The following is a 17,814-nucleotide window of genomic DNA, read 5'->3' as shown; positions in this document are numbered from 1 at the left end:
AACGAGAGCGGGGCATGAACCGCTCCTGTCATAACTAGCGCTCTGGTCGGCTCCTTAAGTGCCGAAGTGTAAGTCCCCGAGCGAACTGTACAGTCTGTTGAGCTTTATAAAAAAGCTTTCGGTGCTCAATGTACGGTGAAGATATTTAAATAATCATAAAGTCTGTCGTCCACATCTATTTAACTTGTGGGATTATTCTTGTTGTGCGTGTTTGTAATGGAATTTGCTGTGTGGGTTTTAAGTCGATCAATATATTTGTAACGATTGATTGTAATTGTTATTCCGAATGTTTATCGTTTCTGTCTATACAAGTCATCGCTCTTACATTTCCTGGGCTGTTTTTGAGTTTTATCAGAAATCCACCATGTGTCATGTAGGAATATTCTGCTCAGCGATGTATCGGCTATACGCACCGTCAACACAAGGAAGGTAATCGAAGAATTCTCCTGCGGATTCGATCAGGGAAGAGTGTGTGACTACGCCCTTTTTATCCGTGGAACAGGTTGATGCCCACCTGTCTCAGTGATCTGCGAACCAACAATAAAAAACTGCACACCATAAACACGTCAATAAAAGGGAGTTATGTCATGAGCATTTTGCTTACTCAGGGGGATGATCGCGCGTGGGAGCAATCAATGCATCTACCGCTGGCCGAGGTGGGTTCGGTTTTCCAGCAACTGGTGACCCGACAGGCAGCTACCACCAGAGCCCGGCTTTGTGACCAGCAAGCAGCGCTGCTTGGACCACAAGGCAAGTTATCGATATTCTCCCGGCAAGTTGCGGCTCAGGGGCGCCAAGCGCCAGGGCTCGCTAACATGCCGGAGTTTGACGATGCCGAGCGTCAGCGCCAGGTCGAAAAAGCTGTCGATTTTGCCCTCGGTTTTCACCAGCGCCGGACGCTGAGTGCTAACCCTTTTCACGATCTGTCGCGTTCGCTGCTGTGCTGCATGGTGTTCGATGAACTGGCTGGTTACACGCTGGCTGAGCGTTTTGCTGCTTACGAGGCGTTGCGCCAGCGTGACAGCCAGTACTTCATCAAACTCATCGCCACCACCCGGCACACCGTCGAGCGGCGTCTGGTCTTCACCGGGTTACTGGAGCATTACGATGCGCTGTTACCCATAGAACAGAATATCTATCCCGCCCATTACCGCCGAGCTCAGCAAAAGCATCTGGACCGTGAAGAAGCGGTCTATGGCAGGCTTGAACTGAAAAAAAGCGTGAGTGAGCTGCTTGAAGAGCACACGCCGGAGTGGATATTGACCCACCTGTGTACCAGCACAATCGATATCGATTGAACGCATCAGGACACTGCGCTTAATAATCAAAAGATTGGTTGCGAACGCGTTCGCTCCTACCCCGGCAACTGTTGAAGGCAGGAGGCAGCTTGTTGGCGAGAGGGGCTAACGCGGTTCATCAGGATACCGTTGCTGTATGAACGGCTGTTCACATCACGACACTGACCTTTCCGTCCCCAGACGTGGGTAATCAATCACCACCGGGGCTGCGGAACAGACCCGGTTTCGGCCTGTGGTTTTGGCGATGTACAACGCTTTGTCGGCTTCGTTGAGCCACATGGCTGCGTCGTTGATATGCGGGCCGAACGTCGAAATACCAATACTCAGGCTCAACTGCAAATGGGGCAATTGCGGGTCGCGCAGGTTATGAACATCCCGGCGCAGTTGCTCAAGGATTTCCCATGCCAGGGTTGCGCTGGTATTGGGCAGGATGACGCAGAATTCATCGCCCCCGTAGCGACCCGCCAGGTCCGAATCCCGCAGGTTGGCCACCAGTGCGGTGCTCAGGCGCTTGAGCACGTTGTCACCGATGATATGGCCCTGGGTGTCATTGATCGCCTTGAAGTGATCGATGTCGATCAAGGCAATGGACGTCTGACGCGACAGCAACTGGCTTTTATTGAACTCCAGCTGCAGCAGGTCTTTCCAGGAACCGTGATTGATCAGGCCGGTCAGGCTATCGGTGCGGCTGAGCTTGCCCAGAATGTGCTTATGCTCGCTGAGCTTCACCGCTACCCGGTAGCTCATGTAGCCGACGAACATGGGATAAAACACCAGCACCGGCAGGCAGGCGTAGATCTGCATCGGGGTACTGACGGAGACGAAGGGTTGGCGGAACAGATAGAACGAGACCGCCGCGCCGATGATCTGCGCAACGCAGCCTTGCAGGAACAGGCGTTTGCCGCCTCCGGCCAGGTTATGCATCGCCATCATCGCCAGCACTGTAACGGTGGGCAAAGGGTTGAAGCCCATCGCCCCGGCCCAGAAACCGCCAGCCAGGGAGTCGCAAAGGATATTGCGGCGTTCTGCGTAAAACGGTTGGCGAGAGCGGGTGGCCAACCATAGGGCAATGGGTGGCCAGATAATCGAGTTGCACAGCATTAGCACCCAGACCCACGCCGGTGGATGCAATAGGTACATGGTGGCCGCGACACTGAAAAAACCAATGCCTACGCCAACGCTGCGAACCCAATATATTCGTTTGGCAAAGGACATTCCTTTGCCGTCGTGATTTTTCATGGCGCTCTACCGGGATCGATCTGAGGACCTTCGGGTCTTAGGTCAGAACGAAATATCGGATTTTGGCTCGGCGGCAGTTAATTAGGAAGAGCCTTTTGCCATTATTGAGCAATACCGCCTTAAAAAGTCGCAGGCGGTATTGAATTGCGCCGTTCGTCGCTCATCGAGCCTTCATTTGCATGGCTATGAACGCTGTTGCGATGGCCAGCACCGAGATGAATGCAGCGACATAACCTACATAACTCAGACCCAACTGGTCGATAGCCAGCCCGCCGATCATCGAACCCAGACCGATCCCTGCGTTTGCTGCCGAGACGTTCAATGTACCTGCCAGTGCCTGCGCATGAGGTGCGGTTTTCATCACCCGGATCTGGCAGATCGGGAACAGCGCGGTATGGGCAATGCCCCAGACCAGCAAGACCACACACAGCAACGGGATGGAGCCAGCAGCGGGCACAGACGCCGTCATGCCTACGCCCAGTAGCAGCGCGAAAACGATGGTCGAACCCAATGGGCTGCGATCAACATATCGGCCGCCTAGGGTATTACCGATCAAGCCCACGGCACCGAAGCCCATCAGCCACCAGCCGACCTGTGCAGGGGCGATCATGGCGATGCGTTCCAGCGTGTCGGCCAGATAGGTGTAAGCGGTAAACATTGCGGTAAACAACAGGATCGACAGCAGCAAGTTGACGATGAACTGTGGGTCACCAAGGATTTTCGCCTGCTTGGCCAAACCAACCTTTGCTGTTTTAGCGATAGAGGGCATGGAAACCCACAGCAGCACGGCCATTAACAGCGACAGGATTGTCAGGGCCCAGAAAGCACCGCGCCAGCCAACGGCGTCCGCAAATAACGTACCCAGCGGAATGCCGAACAGCATGGCCGCGGAAATGCCCAGGTAAACCCGCGCCACTGCTTTACCGGCGTTTTGCGGACCGGCCATCAAACTAGCGGTTTCGCTCGCTGTGCCCCAGAACACCGGCAACGCCAGAGCGGGGATGAATCGGGCGAACGCCAGCACCCAGATGTTGCTGGACAGCGCGGCCAGTGCGTTGGACGCCGCGAAAATCAGCAGGATCGCCACAAAGGTCTTTTTGCGATCAAGGTGTGAAAGCATCGCCGTCAATGGCGGCCCGAACAACATCACCGTGAAGGCGAACAAGGTCACCAGCAAGCCCGCGTCGGAGATTGAAATCCCCAGGTCACGGGCCATGCCCGGCAGCAGGCCGATGATCAAAAATTCAGTGGTGACGATTACAAAACCGGCCAGTGCCAGAATGGCAATCGCCAAATTGGCGCCAGTGGCGCTTGCGCCGCTGGCAGAACCAGCAGCGGTAGTGTCTACAGAAGGCATGGGTTTAACTCGAATTGAAATAATGCTGCTAGCCTATTCGAGAAACCTCTTCTTATCTTTGGTGGTTTTTCCGTGCACTATGGAATTAATTTCACTAGTTGATGCAGGCTTATGATTTCCGCCGACCGCCTCAAAGGTATTTCAACGTTCGTGGCTGTCGCCAATGCGGGCAGTTTCACTGCCGCCGCCGAGCGTTTGAACCTGACCAACTCCGCCGTCAGTAAAAGCATCGCCCGGCTGGAGGGGCGGCTGGGCATGCGCCTGTTCGAGCGCACTACCCGCAGCCTGGCCTTGACGGAAGAGGGCACGGCGTACTATGCCGTCTGTACCCGCATCCTTGATGAGCTGGCCGATGCCGAAACAGCAATGGCCGCGCAGCGCTCGGAGCCTGCCGGGCATCTGCGCGTGGACTTGCCTGCCTCGTTCGGGCGCATTCACGTGTTGCCCTTGCTGCTGGAGTTTGCCGAGCAGCATCCCAAACTCCGCCCGCATGTATCGTTTACCGATCGCTTCGTCGACCTGATCGAAGAAGGCGTTGATGTGGCCGTGCGCATTGGTGGCCCGTCCGCCTGGCCGTCCACCCTGGGCCATCGTTATCTGGGGACCGAGCGAGTGATCTTCTGCGCCGCGCCGGTCTACCTGCACCGCCACGGTACGCCGAAGACTTTTGATGAATTAGCCGACCATGCTTGCGTGCTGTATGGCAAAGACCATGGCGGCACCAGCCCGTGGGTCATCGTCGACGCCACTGGGCAAACCCAGTTGCGCATGATCGAAGGACGCATTGTCGTCGGCAATGGTGAAGCTCAGGTTGCAGCGGTGGTGGCGGGCAGCGGGGTGGCGCAACTGGCGACCTGGCTGATCAAAGACCAGTTGCAGCGCGGCGAACTGGTGGAAATCCTCCCGCACCTCGCCACTGAAGGGCTCGACCTGCACCTGGCCTGGCCTCGTAACCGGGAGTCATTGCCCAAGGTGCATCAGTTGGTGGAAGTGCTGTCGGCGAGGTTGCGGATGGATTGAGTGGGGCAATAGATGCGATTTTTGCGGGAGATTCCAGGTTTGCCTTCAAATTGAACGTACCGGCCTATGCCACGTCATCGCGCCAATATTGGGTACTGCGCAGAACCTGTGGGAGCGGTGCTTGCCCGCGATAGCGTCAGCACAGGCGATATATCCATCGACTGACAGACCGAATCGCGGGCAAGCACCGCTCCCACAGTTTGATCGCATCCTCACATTGAAATCGAGTCGCCACCAACGGCCTATAACCCGCCGACTTTACCAAGACTGCACGATTGAAAGACCCGTTACTTTCCCGACGTAATCCCTTTCAGCAAATCCCCATGCGCCTTGGCGTCTTTCTCCAGTGAGATGACATTGACCATTGCCATACGCTTGCCTGAGGCGGCGGTCACGGTGGTGCTTAATACTTTGCCACCGTCGACACTGCCGGAAATGTCCAGCTGACGAAGGCCCAGACCGCGACGCACTATCTTCTTCACGTCGCCCAACTGTTTGAAGTTCTGATAGCTGGCCTGCTGCTGTTCGAGGGTCGCAGCGATGATGCCGGCGAGCGTCGCCTCATCGTTGCTCGATACTGGCTCGGGAGAGTCGAGTGGCGTTTCAGTCACAATCACTACGCGCTGTGCGGCTTTATTCATGTACAGCGAACCTGTTACCCCAGCAGCTCGGGCCTTGTCGTCGATCTCTGGCATCGGGTTCTTCACGTATTCCTTGGGCAGGTTGAATACCCATTTGCCTTCCAGCATCGATACTTTCTGTTGGCTCGGCGCCTTTTGCTGAGGTGCGGCAGACAGATTCGCGCCCTGGAGACCAATCACCAAGGCGGCGCTCACCAGCAGAGTTTTACAGCTAAAGAACCGCATCGAATGCCCTCGAAAAAAGCGCCGCAATGATCACGGCTGGATGTGCTGGCATCCTGCCTTAAGGGAGGATTGATGTCGAATTTCACCTTGCGCAACACCCTATCCCCGAATTGAAACGCATTTTTTTGTAGGAGCTGCCGAAGGCTGCGAAGCTTTGTCCTGACACGCGGTTCATCAGGCACCCCGCCTCGCGAACAGCTTGCTCACGATCGCGTGAGTTCAGGCGGTATGTTGATCGACTGACAGATCGAATCGCGGGCAAGCGCGCTCCTACAAAGTGAACGTCGCACATCAGTTCGCAAGCAGACAGAGAATTCCCATCGTTTAGCGCCACCTCAATCCACCGGCAGCACCACCTTCACTTCGAGCCCGCCGCTGCTTCGGTTTCTTAACGTCAACGAGCCGCCATGTTCAAGCACCGTGGCGCGGGCGGTTGGCAGGCCCAGGCCGACGCCGCCGGTGTTCTTGTTGCGCGAGCCTTCGATGCGATAAAAGGGCGCGAACACCTGTTCATGCAACTCTGGAGCAATACCCGGCCCGCGATCCAGCACCAGGATTTCAACCCAGCCAGTACGCGAGCTGAGCTGAACGCGGGCTTCGTGGCCGTACTTCACGGCGTTATCAATCAAATTGACCAGCGCGCGTTTGATGCCGATCGGGCGTCCCACGTACACAAAACGATTGGCGCCCACACACTGCACATCAATGCCGGCATCCTTGAAATCATCGACCACCGTGAGCAGCAGTTCAGCCAGATCAAACGCCGTGGGCGGTTCCAGGCGGGCGTCGTCGCGGAAGAAGTCCAGCGCAGAGTTGACCATCGTCTGCATCTCATCCACATCCCGGAACAGTTTGCTTTGCTGCTCGGCATCTTCAATGAACTCCCCGCGCAGCCTCATCCGCGTCAATGGCGCACGTAGGTCGTGGGAAATGGCGGCGAGCATTTGCGTGCGGTCGTTGAGGAAGTGCCGGATTTGCGCCTGCATGGCATTGAAAGCCAGGATCGCCTGACGAATCTCATGGGGGCCAACGACCGGGATGGGCGGCGCGCGAAAGTCTTTACCAAACCGCCTGGCTCCTTCGGAGAAGCGTTCTAAAGGCGTCGCCAGGTGTCGAGTGGCAATCAGCGCCACCACGATAGTCGACAGCAGCGCCAGAAAGATCACGATCAGGTTGCGCTCAAACGGGTCGAGCCCCCAGTTACGCGTCGCCACGGAGAACTGCACCCAAGAGCCGTCGCCCAGCTGGATCAGCAATGCATACGGTCGCCCGGCCTGTTCCGCACCCCAGTCCCTCGGCTCATAGGCCTCGATAATTGCATGGGGCATTTCCAGTAAATCACGTAAAAACTGCTGGCCGTCTTCGAAGCCAGGGTCGTTGGTAGTCGGCAGGTGTGCATCTTCACGGCGAGCTAACCATTGCACGTCGAACACCTTGTCGCTGGCCGCGACGGCAATGCTGTTGCGCTGCTCCAGAGGCGCAGCGTTGATGATGCGCGTGATGGTCGCAGCCTTTTCCATCAGGCCGGTTTCCAGAATCGGCGGCCGCGCCCAGACACCTGCCAGCAACGTAAAGGCGCCATTCAAGGCGAGCGAAGTGAGCATCGCCAGCATGGTGGTCAGGGCGATCCAGCGCGCGACCGTGTCATGGGGGCGATTCCATCTGGCGCGCAATGCCGAGAAAAAAATCATCGCTTGACCACCGACGGACTGAACAGATAGCCGCCGTTACGAATCGTGCGGATCATCGGCTCACTGTGAATATCCGCCTCCAGTTTGCGTCGCAGCCTGCTGACCTGCACATCGACGCTGCGATCAAACGCGTCGTAAGCCTCGCCGCGCGCCATGTCCAGCAGCTGCTGGCGGGTGAGAATGCGCCGCGGGTGTTCGGCAAACACCAACAGCAACTCGAACTCCCCGGTGGACAGCGGGATCATGACTTTTTCCGGTGAGCGCAACTCGCGGCGGGTCACGTCCAGCTGCCAGTTGGCAAACTCAAGGATCGAGCGCGAAGAGTCGCTCGACACCGTTGCCGCTTCCCCCACGCGCCTGAGCACCGCACGCACACGCGCCAACAACTCCCGGGCATCGAACGGCTTGGTCAGGTAATCATCGGCACCCAGTTCCAGACCAATGACCCGGTCACTCAATTCGCCCATGGCCGTGAGCATGATCACTGCAACCTTGTGCCTGGCACGCAATTGCTGACAGAGCACCAGGCCGCTTTCGCCGGGCAGCATCACGTCGAGGATGATCAGGTCCGGCAGACGCCGCTCCACAGCCTGCCACAGCGCAGGGCCATCGGTCGCGACCTCGACGCTGTAGCCATGCTGTTCAAGGAATTTCTGCAAGAGGGCGAGGACTTCAACATCGTCGTCGACCAGTAATAAATGGCTCACAGTAGGCTCGCTGCCGGAATGATGTGCAGCGCCTATCTAAAATCATTCCTGGCGCTACGTCATATATTTCAACTCGGTAATAAAGCGACGGGCGCGCAATAAAGCAGAAATCTTCAGGCAAAAAAGCGCAGGCAGGATCAGCGCCAGTCCTTGCCGAGATCACCTTGCATGCCAACTCTCAAATGCGCTTCGCCTATTGCCCGTTTCACCCTTGCCGGTTTTGCTGTTGTACTCGTCAGCGGTTGCGCCACCGCGCCTTCGCCTGTCGGTCCTTGCGACGATGTCAGCTACACCCTTCATGACCCGGCAGAGCCGGTCAACCGCGGCATCTTCGCCTTCAACCGCACCGTCGATGATTACGCCCTGGCGCCGGTGGCCCGTGGTTATCGCCACCTGCCGGATTTTTTTCAGACCGGCGTTCACAACTTCGTTGCCAACTTCGGTGAGCCCAAAGTGCTCATCAACGACCTGCTGCAAGGTAATGGCGAGCGTTCGGTTGCCACCTTCGGGCGCTTCGTGATCAACACCACCGTGGGCATCGTCGGCTTAATCGACGTCTCGGGCAAGATGGGCATCGAGCGCCATAAGTCAGACTTCGGCCAGACCTTCGGCGTGTGGAATATCGCCAACGGCCCCATCGTCGAACTGCCATTGCTCGGCACCGGCAACCTGCGAGATGCGACCGGCAAAGTGCTGAGCTTCGTGGTCGATCCACTGGGCAGCAACAGCGACACCGTGCAGACCCTGGGCACGATCAATACCGTGGGCGGCATCGTGGATGGCCGCGCTGAAGCCTTGCCGTTCACCGACCAACTGCGCAAGCAGCCGGATTACTACGCGGCCCTGCGTGACACCGTGGCCCAGAAACGCGCCAACTTCGTGGTCGAAGGCAAGTCAGGCGCCGTCGTCCCAAGCCTTTCAACTTGCCCTAGCGGTGAAGCCGATGACGAATAGAACCGAAGCCCTGGTGCTGCACCGCAGAACCCGCAACCCCAACCCCGCGTCGCTGCACAGCCGCGAAATCGAACTGCGCGTGGCCGACGACGGCCGCCATGTATTACTGAGCCGCTACGTCGAGTTATTCAGTCACGATGATGCGGCCTGGTGCACCGTGCGTCATCATCGCGTGCCGCTGGCGAGCATGATTCGCTGGATGATCAGTCATGGGGTGGAAGGGTAATTTTCGACGTGGGACCGGCTTCAGCCGGGAAGAGGTCAGTACATTCGACAGATTCGTATTGTTAGAAAGACTGTCTTCCGGGCTAAAGCCGGTTCCACTGGAATGCATTCCAATCTAAAGGGTTGTGCGATGCTTTTAGACGGTTATGTGTGACACCGCTGGTGTCACTTGGGGCGCTGCTTCACCACCCGTACCGAAATCGGAAACCCGTTCGGTGACATGATTTTTTCCCAGCCCACGTATTCGAATGTAGCCTTCTCGTCGATCAAGTCTTCGTTGCCTACATTACTGGTTCCTATAACGGCGATCCTTTTCGCTTTTCCACACGTGATTACGGTTTTTTCAATCGTATAAATCACGTAAGGCGGCGTGTTCTGAACTGCCTGAAAAAATGAACCGCAGTCACGGTCGACTAAAAACAGCATCGACCTCATCTTTTCTTCCCCGTCCAGATTTTCATGCATGTCCAATTGCCCGATGTCGCCCGCATCCTCATAGCCCAATGAGCGAGCGAGCTTGTACTCGGGCGATTTATGCCACAACGCCAGACTGGCCGCAGCGCTCTCCTTATCCTTGATATCTTGGGCGACCTTGAGCTTCGCTTGAGCTTGACTCACAAGGCTATCCACTTTGGCAAAAAGTGCGTTGCAGCGAGTCGACTCTGCTGCGGTGAGATCGAGACTGCTTGAACTCGACTGCAAGTGGCTCATGTTTGCGCTCTGATCTAATAAGGCTTTAACCACCTGTTCAGGATCTTTTGGGTTCTTACTCCCCTCCAGCCGGGTCATCCTGACTTGCAGGGTTTCACAACGCTCCAGATAGTTGGCAGTATCGGCGTGTGCAAAAGACCTCGCGGCTTGGGCGAAATTGACAGTGCTGACCGCAATCGCAAAAAAGGCGATTAACAAGCGCGAAACCGAAGCAACAACGGGCATGGCTTTATTCCTTTAAAGGTTGAAACTGATCTGCAGCATTCAACGCGGAGGAAATGATCTGCACTCCAGCGGCGCTACTGTATTGAGATCGTCGGGTCTGGTGCTTTCTTTAATCCAAGGCTACTTAACTTTGATCGGCTCAAAGATAGCCCGAATCCCGCGACACTTCGGATAATCCCCACACCCCCAGAAATCCCCCCCGGCATTCGCCCCGGTGCGCGCTACCTTCAGCACCATCACCTTCTTGCAGTGCGGGCAAGCTGGCGCTTTCGGCCCGACTGGAGCCTTGGGCACTGCCTTCGGTTTGGCCTTCCTGACCTTCGTTTCGACAGGCTCAACTGGCTGCGCATCGAGCAACTTATTCTCAACCACCTGCGGCTCGGCGACACGCTCACGCTTGCCTCTTAGCCAAGCAGAAGCACGAGCAAGCAACGTATTGAGTCGAGAGAGTTTCACAGTGATAAACCTGATGGGTCAGAAGCGGGCAGGGCGCAGACTTTACCGTAAACCCTAGGAACGAGCCCACGCATTGTGCTGCCGCAGTAGTGCTGACTGCACGCCCTCCAGCAGTAGCCATTGAACCTGTGGGAGCTGAGCTTGCTCGCGATAAGGCTGGACGCGATTCACTTTAGATCGCATGGCCCTTATCGCGGGCAAGCCTCGCTCCCACAGGTACTGCGCAATCCCAACTATTGGCGCGATGGCGTAGGACCAGACTCAGCCGGGAGGAGGCCAGCCCAGTCACCCTACTTCTCATGGACGCAGGTATTACCAGTGGGATGCGCGTGCTGGACGCAGGCTGCGGAACAGGCGACGTGGCCTTTCTGCTCAGCGGCCTCGTCGGGGAGACTGGAGAAGTCGTGGGCATTGATCACGATGACAACGCGCTCGCTACGGCCCGCAACCGCGCGGGTGCCAATCAACAACCTGCACCCACTTTCATTCAGAGCGGGCTGCTTGACCTCCCTGCATCGGTTGGCACGTTCGACGCCATCGTCGGCCGACGAGTGCTCATGTATCAGGCGGACACCGTCGCGGCCGTCACGGCGTTGGCAAAGCACCTTCGTCCAGGCGGCGTCATGGTCTTTCAGGAACACGACACCACCCTGGCCCCGGCCAGCATCGACGCTTTTACTCTGCACAGGCAAGCCCAAGGCTGGATACAGCAAATGATCGCGCGCGAAGGCGCCGACCTACACATCGGCTTCAACCTGCACGCCATCTTCACCAAGGCCGGGCTGGCCGTCGAAAATGTGCGCGCCGAATGCATCGTGCAAACGCCTGACAACACTTACGCCCTGGGCTACATCGTGCGCGCCTGCCTGCCACGCATCATCGCGCTGGGCGTGGCGACCGCAGACGAAGTCGACATCGAAACCCTGCAACAACGCCTGGACGAAGAACGCACCCAGTCCGAAGGCATCTACATCGGCGACGTCATGTTCGGCGCATGGGCCCGCAAGCCAAGCGCCTGAAAAACACCCACCGCCCCCTGTAGGAGCGCGCTTGCCCGCGAGGCGTCCACCCTGACACGCCACCTCCAACCCGCCACCACCTAAACCATCAGCACCTGACCGCGTGATAAAGTGGCCGCGCTCGAAACAGCGGCTTGGTGCTATCGAGCGCAGTAACGCCAGACAACGAATCATCCAGGATGGACGCATGAAACAGATATTGGTCGCCGCGCTTTTTCTACTCGCGCTTTCCGGATGCGCTATCGGACCGGGCTCCGGCGTTCGGGAAAAAATCTGGTACGCCGAAACAGAGCAGCCGCGAATTGTGCCTTGGCATGCCTATTTGATGTTCGTCGACGACACCCACTTCATCTACTGGCGTACCGTTGAGGACCCCGATGTGGTCCTGAAGAAATTTGACTACTACACCAAAGACAACGGCACCGGCGTGGATACGCCCATCTCGTTCACTCGCACCGGCGACCGCATAACCGCCGAGTCGCGCACCCCGCTCAAAAAACAGAATGGTGAACTCGTCTACACGACCGTGCACACCTTCAATGGACGCTTTATCGGCGACACGCTGGAAATGGATTTCCAGAGAACAACTGTCTGGCCTTCTCGGCCTGCTTTTTCTGAGAGCGTGATTCGATGGTCGATGAAGCGCCTCAGCACCCTGCCAGGCAAATGACGTAAACGTCGGTAAAGACACAAGGGCTCAGGCTGGCGAGGCCCGGCGGCGGGACGCTGATACGTTGAACGCTTGGCCTCTGCTGCTCATGGAACGGCAGATCAGGAGAACGAAGATTGCGCAGTCATGTAGGAGCCGAGCTTGCTCGCGATGACGGCCGCCCATCCAGCGTCAAACCCAGAGCCATAAACAAAAGCTGTGGGGCTGGCAGGGGGAGCGATCAGCCAGATTACCGAGGCCCAGTAATGACTATTCGCTTGAACCTCGAAACCCCGCTCGACCTCAAGGGCCATCGCAAGCCTGAGTATTCAACGCATAAAACTCATGCAGCTTTGCTTGCAGCAGCTGTTTGTCCGGCAATTGAGTTTGATATTCAGCCACCATGGCCGGGGACAGCGAGCGATTCAACGCGTACTCCACCACTTCATCTTCCTTGCTGGCGCACAGCAGTACGCCAATTGCCGGGTTTTCGTGGGGTTTGCGCACGTCACGATCCAGTGCCTCAAGGTAAAAGCCAAGCTTGCCCAGGTACTCCGGTTCGAAACGTCCCACCTTCAACTCAAAGGCCACAAGGCAGTTCAGGCCTCTATGGAAAAACAGCAAATCCAGCGCGAAATCGCGGCTGCCTACCTGTACCGGATACTGTGAGCCAACAAAGCAAAAGTCTCGCCCCAGCTCACCGAGAAAATCCTTGAGGCGCTGCACCAATCCTCGATGCAAATCTGCCTCCCAATGCTCGTTCGGCAAGCCCAGAAACTCGAGCATATAAGCGTCTTTGAAGACGCTGAGGGCTTCGGGATGAATTTGTGACACCGCTGGTGTCACTTTTGCCGGGCTTAGAATACTGCGCTCAAACAAGGCTGTTTTCAGATGCCTTTCCAACTCCCGTTTAGACCACTTCTCCTGAATTGCCATCCGCAAATAAAACTCGCGTTCTTCGGCCCGTTTACTTTGGCTGAGGATGATCAGGTTATGGGTCCAGGGTATTTGTCTCAGCAGTGGTGAGACTTTTTCGTCACCCCGATAGGCCTCGTAAAACTGCCGCATACGGAAAAGATTTCGGCTGGTAAAGCCCCGCATCCCAGGCTGATTCCTCGCCAGATAGGTCGCCAGTTGAGCAACGACGCCTTCACCCCATTCTGCGTTATCAATCTTGTCGCTGATGTAAGCGCCCACTTGCCAATACAACTGGATCAACTGCGTATTCACGGTCTGCAGCGTGGTTTGCTTGGCCGAGTTGATCAGTTGCGCGATCTCAGCGAAACCGCTTTCAAGAGAGCCATCAACAGACGCGATTTGCTTGCTCATTTCAGAAGTCCTGCGGGCGAAAAGGACGCGCAAGATAGGGGGCAAAACGCAGTCTGTCGAACAGCCAAAACCGCTGGCAAACCGCTGTCTGGTCATATCGCGGAGGTGGCAGAATTTTCACAAACGGCCGTCGATAAAGGCTTGTAGCCAAGCGGCCAACCGTGGCCTACACCCACGCATGAAACACCCTACGACGCCTCCGAACGATGCTGATAAATAAACCAGCGATTTCTCATCACGGATATCGCCCTGTAGGAGTGAGCTTGCTCGCGATGGCGCCCGCCCAGCCACCGCTAAACCAACGGCCACACTTTGAACCCGTGGGCCCGGATTCATCCGGGAAGAGGCCAGCCCAGCCGCCGAAATCCATCCCAGACAAACACCCCCTGTAAAACCACGGTCACGACAATCTACCTTCCTCACAACAACCTCAGCCCCGCCAAACCGCCCGCCACCACGACAACCGCCCCTTACCCCGCGCCGAATCCTCAGGCAACTGCCCATGCGGCAACAACCTCGGCATATCCCGCAACCTGATCCACGGCTCACTGCGCCAGTTCAACAGACACACCGACAACTCCGGCCATTGCAGCAGGCTCAAACTCGGCGCGTTGTCATTGCGAGGGACACCATCACGCACACAAGGCACCACCTCATTCGTAATCCAGCGCCGCAACGCACGCTTCTCCGCATGACAGTGATACACCAGCATCTCGTAGATACCCGACTCACTCACCATCAACTCCTCCTCAGCCCCGTAATGAGCACCGAGCAACACCACACGACGCTGATCCTCATCCAGCTTGCGCGTCGTGCGCTCATTCAGCGGCCAACTCATCAACCGACTGAAATCCCGGGCACAGAACCAGACCTGGGATTCCAGCAGGACGGTGCGCAGTGGGCGGTTGTGGCGGTGGAAGGTGGTGGGGGTTAGGGCTTCTGGGGTGGGTTGCCTATCTAGGCTCGGAGAGTCGGGGCTGAACATTGTTGTTATCTCTACTTTATTTAGCTTTTTGAGGGCTAAGGCGTCGGGAGTTAAGAAACCTCAAAAGTAGAAAAGGCCGGACGTATTTCCCTTGCGGGTCTTGTATTGGTCCACTCCCGACATAACAGAGATTTTAGGACGTGCAGCCGGGGGCCGCAGGTACAAAAAGCCGCATTTTATCGGGGGCGGGCAGGCCGCTACTTTTGAGTCGCTTTGAGCGTTTCTTAGGCGCGGTGCAAGGGTAGGGGGCACGGCGCAGGCGGGCAAGGAGCAAGGTTGTAGGGCATTTCTGAAAATGCGTGAAGTGTTACGAAATCACACTCTTTTTGACCATCTAAATGGATCCGTAAATCCGGAATGAGGCCTGCTTGCTTTCATTGCACCCGACCGGGCGGTTTGAAGATCGATCGCGTTGGATTGGCCAGGCAAAAAAGCTGCGCATGCTGGCGTAATGGCCGGCAGATATCGGCCGGAAGCTGCCATCAGTAGCGTTCGAGTGTCGGCCGCTTGATGACATCCGACAAAACCAGAATTCTATTATTTCTAAACTCGCGAAGCTTATTTCGGTAGCCACCGTCAAGGGCTCTCGAGAGAGTTATCGTGATGCAGCGCTTCAATGCCGTAGTGGCGTTGTGATAGCGTGAGTGCTTTGAAATGTGGCCTGTAACCTAACCTAGCCACCGGCGCCGTCACCTAATGAGATCGGAAATAATGGATTTTTTTGCTTTGGAAGAACGTGTGGGGTCTTACGGCTCTGGGGGATATCTGTTTCTTGAGGCGTTCCTTACCAAGCTTCTTCAAATTGAAGCGGCTCATTACGGTCAAGAGGTCCATAGCCTCGACACTCACACATCTCTGTTCGAAGCTGTCGCCCCTAAAGGCATTGGGGATCTATCTACTCCAATTTTCATTGAATATATTTTTACTGCAACTAAAGATAAAGTTAAATCGTTGCTGGACTCTTTTCGAATGCATGGCGAGCCGGGGTTCGGACTGTTAATTATTGCGCCAAAGATGCCAGAGTCAACACTGAGCTACATGCTCCACGAACCTGATGCTCATGGCCGTGCCTCCGTGGTTATCTGGGGGGAGAAAAAAATCAATGACCTGATGCGCAAACATAAAGGTGAGGTAGGCAAGCTCACTGATAGTTTGTTTTCATTACGTTTGAAAATGGCCGTGACTCGTCCAACGAAACCATGGCTGGAAGAGCGAGATAAGCTCATTAAGCTAGTGGCAGATCAGTATCGGTCCGGGAGCTTTTCGTTAGTTCTAGGTGCGGGGGTGTCGAGTAGCGCAGGTTTGCCAGATTGGAACACTCTTCTAAATTCTCTTTTTGTTTCTATGTTGGCTCAAGAAAATATTGGAGGAGATAAAAGTGATACTGCTCAAGTATCTCAGATTGTTTCTAGACTTATGGAGGTTGATGGGCCCTCCGCTCTGATGCTGGCTAGGTATATCAGAAAGGGACTTTCCGTTGGGTCGCCGACTGAACAACAAAATTTCATTGAGGCAATCACTCACCAGCTATATTCTCTACGTAACGAAGATTTCCAGATAGAGTCAGAACTTATTACAGCCATTGCTCGTCTCTGTACGCCTACCAGGACAGGAGCCAAGGTAAAGTCAATCCTCACTTATAACTTTGATGATTTCATTGAGCGCGCTCTGTCAGGACGCGGCCTTGTCCATAAAAGTATTTTTGAGGAGTTTGAAACTCCTAGTGCTGAGGAACTGCCGATTTACCATGTTCACGGTTTTCTTCCTGAAATTAGAGATAAATATTCTAATTTAGATCGATGTACTTTGGTTTTTTCAGAAGAAGGCTACCATCTGATTTATCGCGATTCTTATCATTGGTCTAACTTGGTGCAGTTAAACGGCTTCAAGGAAACATCGTGTCTTATGATTGGTCTTTCTCTCACGGATCCGAATTTGCGACGTTTGTTAGAAATTGCGTCCAAATCCATTGAGAAACCAAAGCATTTTGCATTTATGCGTCGTTTGACCTCAAAAAAATTCAAGAGTGGCGATCGTGGGCATCAACTGAAAATCCCAAGCTTGGTGATTGACCGTTTCTTGGAGAGGCACCACAGCACAAACGAAGAGCTAATGCGGGAGCTCGGTGTAACGGTGATTTGGTATGAGGAGTATGGCGATATTCCTAAAATTCTTAATCGTATCCGCGAGGGCTAAAACTTCGTTACGCCACCCTTTAGTAAAGGGCGATTAGAGAGGTGCAATATATCCATAAAGTGGCCCCTGAAGAGCGATCAAGGTAGATCATGCATCGTGTCCTGTGCAGTGTCAGCTTCTGGCCGTTTGCAGCTTGGCAAGAAGCGCAGCAGTCGGCCTATCTACCGATCAGATGAAAAGAAAACGCTTGGCATCTTCGATTGATAGCCATTGCTTTTTCTTTGCGATTGCCCGGTGAAGCAATCGATGGCAGTTTGCACACAGCAAAGCCATATCCTTCACCTTCGTTTTTGTCTCGCCAACCACACTGAGCGGAATAATATGGTGGCACTCAAACATTGAGATTCTCAGGTCTGGGTCAATTTCTTTTCCATCTGTGGCGCATAAGTCGCACGACATTCCATCTTGTTTTAGTCGCAAGTCAATTAACTCCTTCCGGAGCTTGGCACTACGCTCACGCCGAATATGAACCTTGGTTGCAGACTTGCCCTCCGAAAATTCCACCTCATCCTCTGGCGATGGAAGATCATCGATAATCGCGATGCTTTGGCGAATGACTCTGCCAAGTTCAAGTGTTCGCGATGGATTATTTCCAAGTTCCTCCCAAACTTCTCGGTCAACCTTTGACGTGTTTTTTAGCCCGGATCCGATAGCTACACTGCGAAGATTTTGTAGTTTAAATGCTACGCCGTCGGGATTTCGAAAGGACGGTTGGCGTGCTGCTTTGCTGTGGTGAGGAAATGTTCTTAACAGGTCAGATAGTTTACGTACTCTATGATCTGTGGGGCCAGGGATCTGACCGGAACAGGACTGATAGAGCTCAAGCGCAAGTATTACTTCGTCACGTGTCCAATTAGGGTTTCCGTGCCCGTTAGTTACGGCCATTC

General features: G+C 55.3%; 17 protein-coding genes. 7 read left to right on the top strand and 10 right to left on the bottom strand.

Annotated elements, in window-relative coordinates:
* Positions 1–587: 587 nt before the first annotated feature.
* Positions 588–1,298: a hypothetical protein gene (locus EE949_RS20505; protein ID WP_240350677.1), complete on the top strand. Its 711-nt coding sequence runs from the start codon at positions 588–590 to the stop codon at positions 1,296–1,298.
* 153 nt (positions 1,299–1,451) lie between these two features.
* Here EE949_RS20505 and EE949_RS20500 read toward each other — a convergent pair whose 3' ends face one another.
* Together EE949_RS20500 and EE949_RS20495 are read right to left on the bottom strand one after the other, a co-directional pair.
* Positions 1,452–2,537 carry a diguanylate cyclase gene (locus tag EE949_RS20500; RefSeq protein ID WP_122665950.1) on the bottom strand — a complete coding sequence of 362 codons (1,086 nt, stop codon included), beginning with the start codon at positions 2,535–2,537 and terminating at the stop codon, positions 1,452–1,454.
* A gap of 160 nt (positions 2,538–2,697) precedes the next feature.
* The gene (locus tag EE949_RS20495; RefSeq protein ID WP_122665949.1) at positions 2,698–3,894 is read right to left on the bottom strand and encodes an MFS transporter; all 1,197 of its coding nucleotides are present in this window, start codon (positions 3,892–3,894) and stop codon (positions 2,698–2,700) included.
* Between the two features lie 111 nt (positions 3,895–4,005).
* On the opposite strand from EE949_RS20495, the gene EE949_RS20490 reads away from it, so the two are divergent.
* Entirely contained in the window at positions 4,006–4,914 is a 909-nt protein-coding gene (locus tag EE949_RS20490) for a LysR family transcriptional regulator (protein WP_122665948.1), read from the top strand.
* Positions 4,915–5,201: 287 nt separating this feature from the next.
* Here EE949_RS20490 and EE949_RS20485 read toward each other — a convergent pair whose 3' ends face one another.
* The 3 genes from EE949_RS20485 to EE949_RS20475 form a co-directional block, all read right to left on the bottom strand.
* Positions 5,202–5,780, bottom strand: coding sequence for a polyribonucleotide nucleotidyltransferase (locus EE949_RS20485; protein ID WP_122665947.1), 579 nt, complete (start codon positions 5,778–5,780; stop codon positions 5,202–5,204).
* Between the two features lie 335 nt (positions 5,781–6,115).
* A complete protein-coding gene (locus EE949_RS20480) occupies positions 6,116–7,471 on the bottom strand; it encodes an ATP-binding protein (protein WP_122665946.1) in 1,356 nt (451 codons plus the stop codon).
* Positions 7,468–8,178 (bottom strand): response regulator, encoded by a 711-nt coding sequence (locus EE949_RS20475; protein WP_122665945.1) that lies wholly within the window; start codon positions 8,176–8,178, stop codon positions 7,468–7,470. Before EE949_RS20475 ends, EE949_RS20480 begins: the two co-directional genes overlap by 4 nt.
* 168 nt (positions 8,179–8,346) lie before the next feature.
* On the opposite strand from EE949_RS20475, the gene EE949_RS20470 reads away from it, so the two are divergent.
* Positions 8,347–9,132, top strand: a complete 786-nt coding sequence (locus EE949_RS20470) for an MlaA family lipoprotein (RefSeq protein WP_122665944.1) — start codon at positions 8,347–8,349, stop codon at positions 9,130–9,132.
* Positions 9,122–9,358 carry a hypothetical protein gene (locus EE949_RS20465; protein WP_122665943.1) on the top strand — a complete coding sequence of 79 codons (237 nt, stop codon included), beginning with the start codon at positions 9,122–9,124 and terminating at the stop codon, positions 9,356–9,358. The genes EE949_RS20470 and EE949_RS20465 overlap by 11 nt, the downstream gene beginning before the upstream one ends.
* Before the next feature lie 164 nt (positions 9,359–9,522).
* On the opposite strand, the gene EE949_RS20460 is transcribed toward EE949_RS20465, so the two are convergent.
* Positions 9,523–10,293 carry a hypothetical protein gene (locus EE949_RS20460; RefSeq protein ID WP_122665942.1) on the bottom strand — a complete coding sequence of 257 codons (771 nt, stop codon included), beginning with the start codon at positions 10,291–10,293 and terminating at the stop codon, positions 9,523–9,525.
* 120 nt (positions 10,294–10,413) lie between these two features.
* On the bottom strand, positions 10,414–10,755 hold the full coding sequence (locus EE949_RS30320) for a topoisomerase DNA-binding C4 zinc finger domain-containing protein (RefSeq protein WP_122665941.1): 342 nt from the start codon (positions 10,753–10,755) through the stop codon (positions 10,414–10,416).
* Between the two features lie 293 nt (positions 10,756–11,048).
* On the opposite strand from EE949_RS30320, the gene EE949_RS20450 reads away from it, so the two are divergent.
* Positions 11,049–11,768: a methyltransferase domain-containing protein gene (locus EE949_RS20450; protein ID WP_122665940.1), complete on the top strand. Its 720-nt coding sequence runs from the start codon at positions 11,049–11,051 to the stop codon at positions 11,766–11,768.
* 187 nt (positions 11,769–11,955) lie between these two features.
* The gene (locus tag EE949_RS20445) at positions 11,956–12,438 is read left to right on the top strand and encodes a lipoprotein (protein WP_122665939.1); all 483 of its coding nucleotides are present in this window, start codon (positions 11,956–11,958) and stop codon (positions 12,436–12,438) included.
* A 282-nt stretch (positions 12,439–12,720) separates the two neighbouring features.
* Here the strand turns inward: EE949_RS20445 and EE949_RS20435 are convergent, their stop codons facing one another.
* A complete protein-coding gene (locus EE949_RS20435; RefSeq protein WP_122665937.1) occupies positions 12,721–13,746 on the bottom strand; it encodes a PDDEXK nuclease domain-containing protein in 1,026 nt (341 codons plus the stop codon).
* Positions 13,747–14,176: 430 nt separating this feature from the next.
* Positions 14,177–14,731: a BRO-N domain-containing protein gene (locus EE949_RS20430; RefSeq protein WP_122665936.1), complete on the bottom strand. Its 555-nt coding sequence runs from the start codon at positions 14,729–14,731 to the stop codon at positions 14,177–14,179.
* A gap of 711 nt (positions 14,732–15,442) precedes the next feature.
* Here EE949_RS20430 and EE949_RS20425 point away from each other — a divergent pair.
* Positions 15,443–16,927 carry an SIR2 family protein gene (locus EE949_RS20425; RefSeq protein WP_122665935.1) on the top strand — a complete coding sequence of 495 codons (1,485 nt, stop codon included), beginning with the start codon at positions 15,443–15,445 and terminating at the stop codon, positions 16,925–16,927.
* Between the two features lie 168 nt (positions 16,928–17,095).
* Here the strand turns inward: EE949_RS20425 and EE949_RS20420 are convergent, their stop codons facing one another.
* Entirely contained in the window at positions 17,096–17,812 is a 717-nt protein-coding gene (locus tag EE949_RS20420) for an HNH endonuclease (RefSeq protein ID WP_122665934.1), read from the bottom strand.
* Between the last annotated feature and the right edge of the window lie 2 nt (positions 17,813–17,814).

Origin of the sequence: Pseudomonas viridiflava (assembly GCF_900602065.1) — a bacterium.
Taxonomy (GTDB): domain Bacteria; phylum Pseudomonadota; class Gammaproteobacteria; order Pseudomonadales; family Pseudomonadaceae; genus Aquipseudomonas.
The sequence above is the reverse complement of the archived record's forward strand: the minus strand, read 5'-3'. Positions and strand labels throughout refer to the sequence as shown.